At 73.3% G+C, this 12,602-nt stretch carries 11 protein-coding genes; 7 read left to right on the top strand and 4 right to left on the bottom strand.

What is annotated here, in order from left to right:
- Positions 1-23 precede the first annotated feature (23 nt).
- Entirely contained in the window at positions 24-941 is a 918-nt protein-coding gene (locus H9623_RS11190) for a hypothetical protein (protein WP_193720111.1), read from the bottom strand.
- A 204-nt stretch (positions 942-1,145) separates the two neighbouring features.
- Here H9623_RS11190 and H9623_RS11185 point away from each other — a divergent pair, with 204 nt between their 5' ends.
- From H9623_RS11185 to H9623_RS11175, 3 genes are all read left to right on the top strand, one after another.
- Positions 1,146-2,102 (top strand): 3-methyladenine DNA glycosylase, encoded by a 957-nt coding sequence (locus H9623_RS11185; RefSeq protein ID WP_227748527.1) that lies wholly within the window; start codon positions 1,146-1,148, stop codon positions 2,100-2,102.
- A 139-nt stretch (positions 2,103-2,241) separates the two neighbouring features.
- A complete protein-coding gene (locus H9623_RS11180; protein WP_193720110.1) occupies positions 2,242-3,051 on the top strand; it encodes an aminoglycoside 3'-phosphotransferase in 810 nt (269 codons plus the stop codon).
- A 52-nt stretch (positions 3,052-3,103) separates the two neighbouring features.
- Positions 3,104-3,994: an endo alpha-1,4 polygalactosaminidase gene (locus H9623_RS11175; RefSeq protein ID WP_321575406.1), complete on the top strand. Its 891-nt coding sequence runs from the start codon at positions 3,104-3,106 to the stop codon at positions 3,992-3,994.
- Here H9623_RS11175 and H9623_RS11170 read toward each other — a convergent pair.
- Together H9623_RS11170 and H9623_RS11165 are read right to left on the bottom strand one after the other, a co-directional pair.
- Entirely contained in the window at positions 3,973-5,424 is a 1,452-nt protein-coding gene (locus H9623_RS11170; protein WP_193720109.1) for an alanine/glycine:cation symporter family protein, read from the bottom strand. The two genes, H9623_RS11175 and H9623_RS11170, sit on opposite strands and share 22 nt — an antisense overlap.
- Positions 5,425-5,506: 82 nt before the next feature.
- The gene (locus H9623_RS11165; RefSeq protein ID WP_321575405.1) at positions 5,507-6,193 is read right to left on the bottom strand and encodes a YdeI/OmpD-associated family protein; all 687 of its coding nucleotides are present in this window, start codon (positions 6,191-6,193) and stop codon (positions 5,507-5,509) included.
- Between the two features lies 1 nt (position 6,194).
- Between H9623_RS11165 and H9623_RS11160 the strand changes: the two genes are divergently transcribed.
- Positions 6,195-8,849 (top strand): DEAD/DEAH box helicase, encoded by a 2,655-nt coding sequence (locus tag H9623_RS11160; RefSeq protein WP_193720107.1) that lies wholly within the window; start codon positions 6,195-6,197, stop codon positions 8,847-8,849.
- A gap of 108 nt (positions 8,850-8,957) precedes the next feature.
- Here the strand turns inward: H9623_RS11160 and H9623_RS11155 are convergent, their stop codons facing one another.
- A complete protein-coding gene (locus H9623_RS11155) occupies positions 8,958-9,908 on the bottom strand; it encodes an Acg family FMN-binding oxidoreductase (protein WP_193720106.1) in 951 nt (316 codons plus the stop codon).
- Between the two features lie 218 nt (positions 9,909-10,126).
- On the opposite strand from H9623_RS11155, the gene H9623_RS11150 reads away from it, so the two are divergent.
- From H9623_RS11150 to H9623_RS11140, 3 genes are all read left to right on the top strand, one after another.
- Positions 10,127-10,855 carry a VIT1/CCC1 transporter family protein gene (locus H9623_RS11150; protein ID WP_193720105.1) on the top strand — a complete coding sequence of 243 codons (729 nt, stop codon included), beginning with the start codon at positions 10,127-10,129 and terminating at the stop codon, positions 10,853-10,855.
- A gap of 20 nt (positions 10,856-10,875) precedes the next feature.
- Positions 10,876-11,376, top strand: coding sequence for a Cys-tRNA(Pro) deacylase (gene ybaK / locus H9623_RS11145; protein WP_193720104.1), 501 nt, complete (start codon positions 10,876-10,878; stop codon positions 11,374-11,376).
- Positions 11,377-11,587: 211 nt separating this feature from the next.
- A complete protein-coding gene (locus H9623_RS11140) occupies positions 11,588-12,496 on the top strand; it encodes a sulfurtransferase (RefSeq protein ID WP_193720103.1) in 909 nt (302 codons plus the stop codon).
- Positions 12,497-12,602 lie beyond the last annotated feature (106 nt).

The following is a 12,602-nucleotide window of genomic DNA, read 5'->3' as shown; positions in this document are numbered from 1 at the left end:
CCCCCGGCTCGCCGGGAGCGGCGTCAGCCGACGGTCGAGAAGATGACCGACGAGTACTCCCACGCCCCGGGGCTGACCTCGAGCGTCAGGTCCGCGGGGTCCGTGACGCCGAAGACCACGGGGAAGGTCACGGCCTGGCCGGGGAGGAGCGACGTGCTGGGTCCGCCGTCGATCCCGTTGCCGGAGTCGAAGACCCGGGAGCCCTCCGTGCCGGCGGACGAGAGCGTGACGTAGGTCAGGGCCGGGTCGAACGCCTCCTCGGTACCGTTCGTGAGGGTGACGTCGATGCGCACGAACTGCGTGAACCCCTCGACGCCCGCGGCGGTGTCGCTCGGCGTGAAGGCTGCCGGGGCGCCCGCGCCGACCTCGAGGCCGTCCTCGAACTCCGCGATGTCACCGAAGACCAGGGCCGGGGACGAGGCGTCCGCGGCCGGGTCCTCCACGGCCGAGGTGCCGTCGGCCGGGTCCTCCGGGACCAGGTCCTCGGAGACCCCGCTCTCGACCGCGATCGAGTCGAGCTCCTTCGAGAGCCCGTCGAGGGCCGCGACGAACACGACCTGGGAGATGATCACGCCGAGGCCCGCGACGACCGCGACGATGATCGCGGCGATCGACAGGCCCTTGCCGTTCCCGAGCGTCCGGGCCTTGACCAGGCCGACGATGCCGAGCACGAGCCCCGCCAGCGCCAGCACGGCTGCGAAGAGGTTGATGAAGGGGATCAGGCACAGCAGGAGGCCGACGATCGCGAGGACGAAGCCCGTGATCGCGAGCACGTTGGTCTTCTTGGGCGGGACGGGCCCGTTCGGCGGCAGGTAGCCGCCCTGCTCCGGTCCCCATGCGCCGGGCTGCCCGGGCTGCGGGTGGGGCGCCTGCTGCGGCACCCCGGGGTGGCTGTACGCCTGGGGGGTCTGCTCGGCGGGTCCGGGAGGGGGGAAGGTCATTCGTCAGCTCTGCCTCATGGTCGTGCACGGCACGGCGACGCCGTGGTGTGCGGGGGAGGACGTGGCGCGGGCATGCCCTGCGCACAGTCCGGCACAAGTGTTCCATATGTGTAGATGACGTAGAGGGGGTGGAACGGGTGAATGCGCACCGGCCCCCGGACCGGGCCGGGCCAGCCCTCCCCCGGCGGCACCTACCCTGGAACCATGCCCACCCTCCCCGCTCCCCACCCGACGAGTGCGCCCGAGGCGCGCGACGCCGTCGGGCAGGAGGTGCTCGACGCCGCCACGTGGCTCCCGCTCGCCCAGGCCCACGCCTCCCGGGCCGACGCCCTGACCGCAGGCCGGCGCGAGCGCAAGGAGCGCGGCGAGAAGCACGCGGTCGAGGACTTCCTCTTCACCTACTACCCCACGCGCCCCGCCCAGCTCCGCCGCTGGCACCCCGGCGCGAGCGTGACGCTCACGTCCGGTGGCCTCCCGCCCGACGACGTCGCGCCCCTCCTCGCCGAGCGCGCCATCTGGCGGTGGCACAGGACGAGCACGACCGGAGGCGTGAGCCTCGACGTCGACGCGTTCCTCGCCGACCGGGGTGAGACCGTGCGCTACGCCCGCGACCTCCTCGCGGCCACCGCGTCCCGACCGGCGACGCTCGGGTGCTTCGGGCTGCACGAGTGGGCCATGGTCTACCGCGACCACGCCCAGGGACGCGACCACCGCCACCCCCTGCCCCTGCGGCTCGGCGCCCAGGGCACCGACGAGGTCGTGGCGTCGCACCCCGTGCGGTGCTCGCACTTCGACGCGTTCCGCTTCTTCACCCCCGAGGCCGTGAGCCTCAACCGGTTGCAGCCCACCCGGGAGACCCAGCCCGCGCTCGAGCAGCCGGGTTGCCTGCACGCCAACATGGACCTCTACAAGTGGGCGACCAAGCTGTCGCCCGCGGCGCCGGGCGACATGGTGCTCGACGCGTTCGAGCTCGCACGCGACATCCGCTGGGTCGACATGCGGGCCAGCCCCTACGACGTGTCGGCGTACGGCGTCGCCCCCGTCGCGATCGAGACGCCCGAGGGCAAGGCCGAGTACGTGCGGCTGCAGCGCGGGTTCGCCGAGCGCTCGGCCTCGCTGCGAGCCCGGATGCTCGAGGTCTGCGAGCGCCTGCTGGGCTGACCGAGACCGGGTGGCCCGGCGCGAGACGGGTGGCCCGGCGCGAGACGGGTGCTCAGGACGCCGCCCGGACCACCCGTCTCGGACGCACCCACCTGTCTCGCGCCCTCGGTCCGTCGCTCGCACCTGGCAGGATCGGGGCATGTCGCGACCGCCCCTCGCCATGATCCCCACCCGCCCCGTGCCCGTGCCGCCCGCCGTCCGGTCGCTCGTCGACGCCTCGGGAGGCGGCGACCTGGTCCCGGTCTGGCGGAACGACCTCGGCGGCCTCACGTTCCGCTGGGGCACGGACCGGTACGTCAAGTGGGTCGCGGCCGGGACCCCGGAGATCGACCTGCTCGCCGAGGCCGAGCGCCTGGCGTGGGCATCGCGGTTCACGGCCGTGCCCCGCGTGCTCGACGCCGGGCGGGACGAGGCCGGTGCCTGGCTCGTGACCGAGGCGATCGACGCCGCCTCGGCCGTCGACCCGCGCTGGGTCGCGGAACCCGCCACGGCCGCCGCCTCGATCGGCCACGGGCTGCGCGTCCTGCACGATGCCCTGCCCGTCGAGGACTGCCCGTTCACGTGGGGCATCGAGGAGCGCACCGCCCGCGCCGACGAGCGCATCGCCGACGGCGAGGGGCCCACCGAGTGGTTCCCCGAGCACGCCGCGCTCACGGTCACCGAGGCCCGCGCGCGGCTCGACGTCGCGCCGCCCGTGGACCGGCTCGTCGTGTGCCACGGCGACGCGTGCGCACCCAACACGCTCCTGCACGCCGACGGCTCGTTCGCCGCGCACGTCGACCTCGGGTCGCTCGGGGTCGCCGACCGCTGGGCCGACCTCGCCGTCGCCGCCTGGAGCACCGGGTGGAACTACGGGCCCGGCTACGACGGGATCGTCTACGAGGCCTACGGGGTCGAGCCGGACCCCGAGCGGATCGCGTACTACCGGCTGCTGTGGGACCTGGGCTGACCCCTCCGGCCGGTCGACCCTCGCGGCCCGGCACGGGTGCGAGCATGGAACCGTGCCCCCGCTCCCCCTCCGCTCGTCCGTTCCCGCGTCGCTCGTCGGGCCGGCCCTGGTCCTCGTCCTCGCCGCCGGGTGCGCCGCCGGCCCGGCCCCTGCTGCCCCGAGCGACCGTGAGCCGACGACGTCGGTGAGCGACGCCGTCGGGCAGGGCGGCACGACGCCCGCTCCCCCGCCCGCCGGGGCCGGGCTCGACTACCAGCTCGGCGGGGCGTACCCGCCGCCCGACGGCGTCACGGTCGTCGTGCGCGACGTCACCGACTCCCCCGCGGGCGCAGGCTACGACGTCTGCTACGTCAACGGCTTCCAGACCCAGCCCGGCGAGCGCGAGACCTGGCTGCGCGACCACCCGGACCTCGTCCTGCGGGACGACGCCGGCGCTCCCGTCGCCGACCCCGGCTGGCCCGACGAGCTGCTCCTCGACACCTCGACCGACGCCTCTCGCCACGCGATCGCGCAGATCGTCGGAGCCCAGGTGGACGCGTGCGCGGATGCGGGCTTCGACGCGGTCGAGGCCGACAACCTGGACTCGTTCACCCGCTCCGACGGAGCGCTCACGCAGGGCGACAACCTCGCGCTCGCCACGCTCCTGATCGAGCAGGCCCACGCGCGGGGCCTCGCGATCGGTCAGAAGAACACGGTCGAGCTCGGCGAGCGCGGGCCGGCGCTCGGGTTCGACTTCGTCGTCACCGAGGACTGCGCGGTCCACGTCGAGTGCGGCGACTACGCCGCGGCGTACGGCACGCGCGTCCTGGAGATCGAGTACGACGACGAGCCCGCCCTCGCGGACCGCCTCGCCGCGGCGTGCGCCCGCGGGGCGTCGGTCGTGGGCCGCGACCGAGACCTCACCACGCCGCGCGACCAGGGCTACGTCTTCGAGCCCTGCTGAACCGGCGCCCACACGTCGCCCGGCACGTCCCCGGGCAGGTCCGGGTTCCCGATCCCGACGAACCGGGCGTCGCTCCCGTCCTTGCGCAGGCGCTCGAAGTCCTTGAGCGCACCGAACGCCCACCGGCCGAGCAGCGTGATCGCCACCAGGTTGACGAGCGCCATGAGCGCCATCGCGACGTCCGCGACGGCCCACACGGCCTCGAGCTCGATGAGGGACCCGATGCCGATCGCGGCCAGCACGAGGGTCCGCAGCGCGGTGAGCGCCTTGGCGCGGATCCCCAGGAACGTCAGGTTGACCTCGGCGTACGAGTAGTTGCCCAGCACCGAGGAGAACGCGAAGACGAACACCAGGATCGTCATGGGCCACACGGTCCACGACCCGAGCTGGGCCGCGACGGCCTCCTGCGTGAGCGAGGCCCCGGCCGCGTCGGTCGTCGTCCCCGGGTCGAAGACCTCCGGGCCCGCCATGAGGATGATGAAGGCCGTCGCCGAGCACACCACGATCGTGTCGACGAACACCCCGAGCGACTGGATCAGGCCCTGCTTGGCGGGGTGCGAGACAGTCGCCGTCGCGGCCGCGTTCGGGGCGCTGCCCATGCCCGCCTCGTTCGAGAACAGGCCGCGCTTGACCCCGTTGAGCAGCGCGGCGAGGATCCCGCCCGCCGTGCCCGCGACGGCCTGGTCGAGCCCGAACGCCCCCTCGACGATCTGCCCGATCACGCCCGGGAGCGCGCCCAGGTTCAGGAGGATGATCGTCGCCGCGAGCAGCACGTAGACCCCCGCCATGACCGGCAGCACGATCCCCGCGACCTTCGCGACGCGCTTGACCCCGCCGAACAGCACGGGCGCGGCCAGGACCATGAGGAAGACCGCCGTCCAGCCGGGCGAGACCGCGTGCCCCTTGTCGAGGGCCTCGCTGATCGTGTTCGCCTGGACCATGTTGAACGCGAAGCCGAACGCGAAGATCAGCAGGATCGCGAACACGATCCCCCACCGACGAGAGCCCAGGCCGCGCTGGATGTAGTACGCGGGGCCGCCGCGGTAGGAGCCGTCGTCGGCCCGGACCTTGAAGACCTGCCCCAGGGTCGCCTCGACGAACGCCGTGGCCATGCCGATGAGCGCGACGCACCACATCCAGAAGATCGCGCCCGGCCCGCCGAGCGTCAGCGCGATCGCGACGCCCGCGATGTTCCCCGTGCCCACGCGCGACGCGAGGCCCACGCAGAACGCCTGGAACGACGAGATGCCGCCCTCGGCCGCGCCCGTCGACCCGCCCACGAGCCGGAACATGAGCCCGAACAGCCGCACCTGGACCGCGCGCGTGCGGACCGTGAAGTAGATGCCCGCGCCGATCAGCACGTAGACCAGGACGTACGAGTACAGGGCGTTGCTCAACGGGTCGATCAGGGCCTCCTGCAGGACCTCCATGCGTTCACTCCTTCAGCCCGACGGCGGTGCTGCCGTCCCGACGGACGCTAGCCGCTGGCGGTGGTCGTGTCGCGACGGGCGCTCAGCGCGGCTGCTCGTGGGCTCGTTCGCCTCGCCGGGCCTTGTCGGCCGTCTCGGCGATCCGCGCAGCCCGGGTCTGCGGGCGCCTGGCGTCCGCGACCCATCCCAGGATCAGCCGACGAACCCCTGGCGGAAAACCGTCCCAGTGCTCCCGGGCGGGTGGTGCCGCCGCGAGCGCCGCGGCCAGGTCGTCGGGGACGACGAGCGCCTCGGCGTCGTCGTACCTCGTCCAGGACCCGTCGACCTTCGCGGCCTCGACGACCGCCCGCCCCGCGTCGGTCATCCTGCCGTCGGCCTCCGCGCGGGCGACCCGCTCCTTGCTCAGCCGCGTCCACCGGCTGCCGGGCCGACGCCGGGTCAGCCACATCATCGAGCGGTCGTCGTCGATCGTCCGGACCGTCCCGTCGATCCAGCCGAAGCTCAACGCCTCCTCGATGAGGGCGTCGTAGTCGATGGGCGCCCGGCCGCTGGCCCGGCGCCACTGCACGACCCAGACCCCGGGTACCTCGTCGTCGTGGTGCTCGGCGAGCCACGCACGCCACCCGGCCACGGTCTCGGGATGGAAGCGGGGAGCGTCCTCGCGCCGGTCGGTCGCCATGCGCCCAGGTTCCCAGGTGCGCGGCGCGGGCGCGCGGCGGCGGGGCCGGCGGGCGACCTCGGCGGACGACGCCTCTGCGACAATGGCCACGATGAGCACCACGACCCCCACGACCCGTCCCGAGCCCGGCCTGGTTCGTCACCTGCCGGCACCGGACGGCTCGGGCACCCCGGACCCCGACGCCCTCTACGAAGGGTTCACCGAGTGGGCCACCGAGACGGGGATCGACCTCTACGCCCACCAGGACGAGGCGGTCATCGAGATCTTCTCGGGCGCGCACGTCATCCTGGCGACGCCCACGGGCTCGGGCAAGTCGCTCGTGGCGGTCGGCGCGCACTACGCGGCCCTCGCCGCGCACCGGGCGGGAGTGCCCGGCCGCAGCTACTACACGGCCCCGCTCAAGGCGCTCGTGAGCGAGAAGTTCTTCGCGCTCGTCGCGGTGTTCGGGTCCGCGAACGTGGGCATGATGACCGGCGACTCGTCGGTCAACCCGACCGCGCCGATCATCTGCTGCACCGCCGAGATCCTCGCGAACATCGCGCTGCGCGACGGCGCCGACGCGGACGTCGCGCAGGTCGTCATGGACGAGTTCCACTACTACGCGGACCCGCAGCGCGGCTGGGCCTGGCAGGTCCCGCTCCTCGAGCTGCCCCAGGCGCAGTTCGTCCTCATGTCCGCGACGCTGGGCGACACCTCGACGTTCACCGAGGACCTCGAGACCCGCACGAGCCGCCCCGTCGCGGAGGTCACGAGCGCCGAGCGCCCCGTGCCCCTGACGTTCAGCTACGTCGTCGAGCCGCTGGGCGAGGTCATCGAGGAGCTCGTGACGACGCACCGGGCGCCGGTGTACGTCGTGCACTTCACGCAGAAGGACGCGGTCGACCGCGCCCAGGCGCTGCTGAGCATCAACGTCGCGAGCCGTTCCGAGAAGGACGCGATCGCGGCCGAGCTGGGCGACTTCCGCTTCACGTCGGGGTTCGGCAGGACGCTCAGCAAGTTCCTGCGCCACGGCGTGGGCGTGCACCACGCGGGCATGCTGCCCAAGTACCGGCGCGTGGTCGAACGCCTGACCCAGGCCGGGCTGCTCAAGGTCGTGTGCGGCACCGACACCCTGGGCGTGGGCATCAACGTGCCCATCCGCACGGTCCTCATGACGAGCCTCGTGAAGTTCGACGGCGAGCGCATGCGTCACCTCACGGCGCGTGAGTTCCACCAGATCGCGGGCCGTGCGGGTCGCGCGGGCTACGACACGCTCGGCGAGGTCCTCGTCATGGCCCCCGAGCACGTGATCGAGAACCGCAAGCTGCTCGCCAAGGCGGGCGACGACCCCAAGAAGCTCAAGAAGATCGTCCGCAAGAAGGCCCCGGCGGGGGCGGTCAACTGGACCGACGCGACGTTCGAGCGCCTGCGCGACGCCGACCCCGAGCCTCTGACCAGCCACTTCACGGTCAACCACGCCATGGTGCTCAACGTGCTCGCGCGCGGCGACCGCGGGGTCGATCCAGTCCAGGCGATGAAGCACCTGCTCACGGCCAACCACGACACCGAGGCCCAGCGCGAGCGTCACGTCCGCCAGGTCTTCCGCATCTACCGCTCGCTGCGCGTCGCGGGCATCGTCGAGCGCGTACGCGTCCCCGACCCGACGTACCCGAGCGGGCAGCGCCCCACGGTGCGCCTCACGGTGGACCTGCCGCGCGAGTTCGCGCTCAACCAGCCGTTGTCGCCGTTCGCCCTCGCGGCCCTCGACCTGCTCGACGTCGAGTCCCCCACGCACGCGCTCGACGTCGTCTCGGTCCTGGAGGCCACGCTGTCCGACCCGCGCCAGGTGCTCGTCGCGCAGCAGCACCGCGCACGGGGCGAGGCCGTCGCAGCCATGAAGGCCGAGGGGTACGAGTACGAGGAGCGCATGGCGCTGCTCGAGACCATCACGTGGCCCAAGCCCCTCGCGGACCTCCTCGAGCCCGCGTTCGTGACGTACAAGCACTCGAACCCGTGGGTCTCGGACGCCGAGCTCTCGCCCAAGTCGGTCGTGCGGGACATGATCGAGCGGGCCATGACGTTCGCCGAGTTCGTGTCGGTGTACGGCCTGGACCGCACCGAGGGCGTCGTGCTGCGCTACCTCGCGGACGCGTACCGCTCGATGCGCCAGACCGTCTCCGAGGAGCACCGTACCGAGGAGGTCCAGGACATCACCGAGTGGCTCGGCGAGCTGGTGCGCGGCACCGACTCGTCGCTGCTCGACGAGTGGGAGCGCCTGGCCAACCCGGTCGACGACGACGCGGACGACGAGGTCGGGGACGGCCCGCTGTCCGGCACGGGGGCCGAGGCCCCGGCCCGGCCCGTGACGGGCAACCCGCGCTCGTTCCGCGTCCTGGTCCGCAACGCCCTGTTCCGCCGGGTCGAGCTCGCGTCGCGCGAGAACTACGACGCGCTCGAAGCCCTCGACAAGGCGAGCGGCTGGGACGGCGACGCGTGGGCCGACGCCCTCGACCCGATGTTCGAGCTGCACGGCAACGACGCGATCGGCGTGGACGCCGCGGCCCGCTCGTCAGCGCTGGTGCAGATCGTCGAGAACGGCGTGCGTCCCGACGGCGAGCGCGTCGAGCCCGGCACGTGGTTCGTCCGCCAGGTGCTCGACGACCCGGCCGGCGACCACGACTGGGCGATCAGCGCCGTCGTCGACCTCGCGGCGAGCGACGAGGCCGGGGCCGTGGTGCTGCGCGTCGTGGCGGTCGGGACGATCTAGCGCGAGACGGGTGCTCCGGCGCGAGACGGGCCCCTGGGCCGGCGACCCGGCAGCCCGTCTCGCGCGCGAGCACCCGTCTCGGGTCTGCCGGACGGCGCCGCGTGCGGTCTACCGGGCAACGTCGCTCGCCGGACGACGCGGCGTGCGAGGGGACGTCGTGCTGTAGCCCAGGCGCATCACCATCTGCGGGGCGCCCGCGTCGAGCGCTGCGGCGAGCTCCGCCCGCGTCGCCGGGTTCTCCAGGACCGTCGTCGCGAACGACGCGTGCACGAAGTACGTCGTCGCGGTCAGCAGGACCCGTTCGAGGGCCTGCCCGGCCACGAGCCAGTCACGCACGGTGTCGCCCGGGGTCGTGAGGACCGCGAGCGTCGACCGGTGCTCGAACGCGGCCCGGTTGCTCGTCGTGTCCCCACCGAAGTGACGCACGGGGGCCAGCGCGTCGTCGCTCGCGGGTCCCAGCGCGGCGACGGGGATCCCGTCGGGACGGTCCGGGTCGTTGGTGACCCAGCGCGCCTGCTCGACCCGGCCCGTGTGGTCCTTCCCTGCCTCGGCCTCGGCCCGCTGGACGAGGTCCAGCAGCTCACCGCGCACCGGGGCCTGCGGTGCGAGGCTCACCAGGCGCGCCCCCTCCGAGGCTGCGGCCGCGTCGAGCGCCTCGACGACGTCGACGTCGAGCGGCTGGTCCTCGAACGGCACGCGGGACGTCGAGCGCCGCTCGATCGCGACCGCGAGATCCAGCTCGTCGGCGTCGGGCAGGACGCCGGGCACCAGGTCGACGCGCGCGACCAGCGCGGGGTCGCCGGCGTCCGGCAGCAGCGTCAGCACCGGACGGAACGACTCCCTGCGCGCCGCGACGCGGAGGTTCGCGAGGAACGCCCCGCAGCTGATGAGCATCTCGCGCCCCGCGGGGTCGGCGTGGGTCAGCCTGCGGGAGTCGTCGGCGCGCACGTCGAGCGTGGTGCCGTGCACGCGCACCGACCAGGGCTGGGTGTTGTGCACGCTGGGGGCCCTGGACGCAGCCGTGAGGATCCGTTCGATCCGGGGGTCGTCGATGCTCATGTGCGTTCTCCCTGCTCCTGATGCGCCCCTGACGCATCCCCTGCGGTGGTCACCTCTACCACCCCGAGCGTCTCAAGGTGGCCGGGTGCCTGCCAGTGCCAAAGGTCCCGGCGAGGCTGAGGTGCAGGTCACAGGCCTGGGTGCTCGGAGAGCGAGATCCGCCGTGGCACATCTCGACCCGCCACGACAGGCACGCTCACCCGTCCTACGGTGGCCTCATGAGCACACCGGGACCGCAGACGACTCCGCACGAGGGCGAGCAGCACCGCAGCGAGGGCACCGGGGCCCGGCTCAACCGGTTGCGTGCCGGGGTGCTGGGCGCGAACGACGGGATCGTGTCGACCGCGGGGGTCGTCGTGGGCGTCGCCGCCACCAGCACCTCGATCCCCGTGATCGCGACCGCAGGGGCCGCGGCGCTGCTCGCAGGCGCGCTGTCGATGGCCGCGGGCGAGTACGTCTCGGTGAGCACGCAGCGCGACACCGAGGAGGCCATGCTCGCCAAGGAGCGCCACGAGCTCGCGACGCTCCCCGACGAGGAGCTGGTCGAGCTCGCCGGGATCTACGAGGCCAAGGGCCTGACCCCCGAGCTCGCGCACGAGGTCGCCGCCCAGCTCACGGCGCACGACCCGCTCGCGGCCCACGCCGACGCCGAGCTCCGGATCGACCCCGACGACCTGACGTCCCCGTGGGAGGCCGCGGTCGCCTCGATCGTGTCGTTCACGGTGGGCGGGCTGCTGCCCATGGCGGCGATCCTGCTCGCCCCGACGGCGGCCCGGATCCCCGTCACGTTCGTCGCGGTGGTCCTCGCGCTCGTCCTGACCGGGTGGGGCAGCGCGCGGCTCGGTCAGGCGCCGACCCGGCGCGCCACGATCCGCACCGTCCTGGGCGGCGCGATCGCCATGGCCGTCACGTACGGGATCGGTTCTCTCGTCGACGTGAACGTCTGACGAGAGGGCAGAATCGTCCTGTGGCCAAGAAGCAGAAGTCGCCCCACGCCGGCACCCCCGCGCTCGTCGCGCTCGAGAAGGCCGGCGTCCCGCACACGGTGCACCCCTACGAGCACGACCCGACCTCCGGCCTGAGCTACGGGCTGGAGGCCGCCGCGGCCATCGGCATCCCCGCCGAGCAGGTGTTCAAGACCCTGGTGGCCTCGGTCGACGGGGCGCTCGTCGTGGGCGTCGTGCCCGTGGACCGCAAGCTCGACCTCAAGGCCCTCGCCCAGGCGGTGGGTGGCAAGAAGGCGGCCATGGCCGAGCAGGCCGCGGCCGAGCGCGCGACCGGGTACGTCGTGGGCGGCATCTCGCCGCTGGGCCAGCGCCAGCGGCTGCGCACCGTGATCGACGAGTCGGCGCTCGCGTTCGACGCGATGTACGTCTCGGGCGGGCGTCGCGGGCTCGACGTGGGCCTGGCGCCGGCGGACCTGGTCTCCCTCACGGGCGCGGTGACCGCACCGATCGCACGGGACTGACGTCCGTCCCGTCGGACCGAGGGCCGCTACCGCCTCGCGGCCGGTAACACCGTCTCACCATGTGCGACGGGGGTTCCGGTCCGTGGACGGCGTTCCTAGAGTGGCGAATGTGCCCGAGCGGTACCGACCGCGCGGCACTCACCGCTTCCCCGCGCCGTCCGGCCCGCACCACCGCGCGCCCTGCCAGCCCGTGAGCCCTCAGGAGGACCCCATGCCCGCACCCCTCGACACGACCGAGAAGATCGCCGCGTACGCCCACCCGGACCGCCTCGTCTCCACCGGCTGGCTCGCCGAGCACCTGCACGACGAGGACGTCGTCGTGGTCGAGTCCGACGAGGACGTGCTGCTCTACGAGACCGGGCACATCCCGGGCGCGGTCAAGGTCGACTGGCACACGGACCTCAACGACCCGGACCTGCGCGACTACCTCGACGGCAAGGGCTTCGCCCAGCTCCTGGGCTCCAAGGGCATCTCGCGCGACACCACGGTCGTCCTGTACGGCGACAAGAACAACTGGTGGGCCGCCTACTCGGCGTGGGTCTTCACGCTGTTCGGCCACGAGGACGTCCGCCTCCTCGACGGCGGGCGCGGCAAGTGGATCGCCGAGGGCCGCGAGACCACGACCGACGTGCCCGCACCCGAGCCCGTCGAGTACCCCGTGGTCGAGCGCGACGACGAGACGATCCGCGCCTTCAAGGAGGACGTCCTCGCGCACCTGGGCAACGGCCCGCTGGTCGACATCCGTTCCCCGCAGGAGTTCACGGGCGAGCGCCTGCACATCCCGGACTACCCCGAGGAGGGCGTGCTGCGCGGCGGTCACATCCCCACGGCGCGCAACGTCCCGTGGGCGACCGCGGTCGCAGGCGACGGCACCTACAAGTCACGCGAGGAGCTCGAGGCGATCTACCAGGAGGGCGGCCTGGGCCTGTCGACCGACGACGACGTCATCACGTACTGCCGCATCGGCGAGCGGTCGAGCCACACGTGGTTCGCGCTGACGTACCTGCTCGGCTTCGACAAGGTCCGCAACTACGACGGCTCGTGGACCGAGTGGGGCAACGCGGTCCGCGTCCCGATCGTCAAGGGCGCCGAGCCGGGACAGGTGCCCGCGCGCGTCTGAGCAGGCAGCTCCCGCAGGGGCACCCGTGCCCGACGGCGGTGAGCCGGGTCGCGCACCCGGCCCACGCCGTCGGGCACTCGTCGCGCGCGCCGGGCGCGCCCCGGAG

Source organism: Oerskovia douganii (genome assembly GCF_015142735.1).
GTDB lineage: Bacteria > Actinomycetota > Actinomycetes > Actinomycetales > Cellulomonadaceae > Oerskovia > Oerskovia douganii.
The sequence above is the reverse complement of the archived record's forward strand: the minus strand, read 5'-3'. Positions and strand labels throughout refer to the sequence as shown.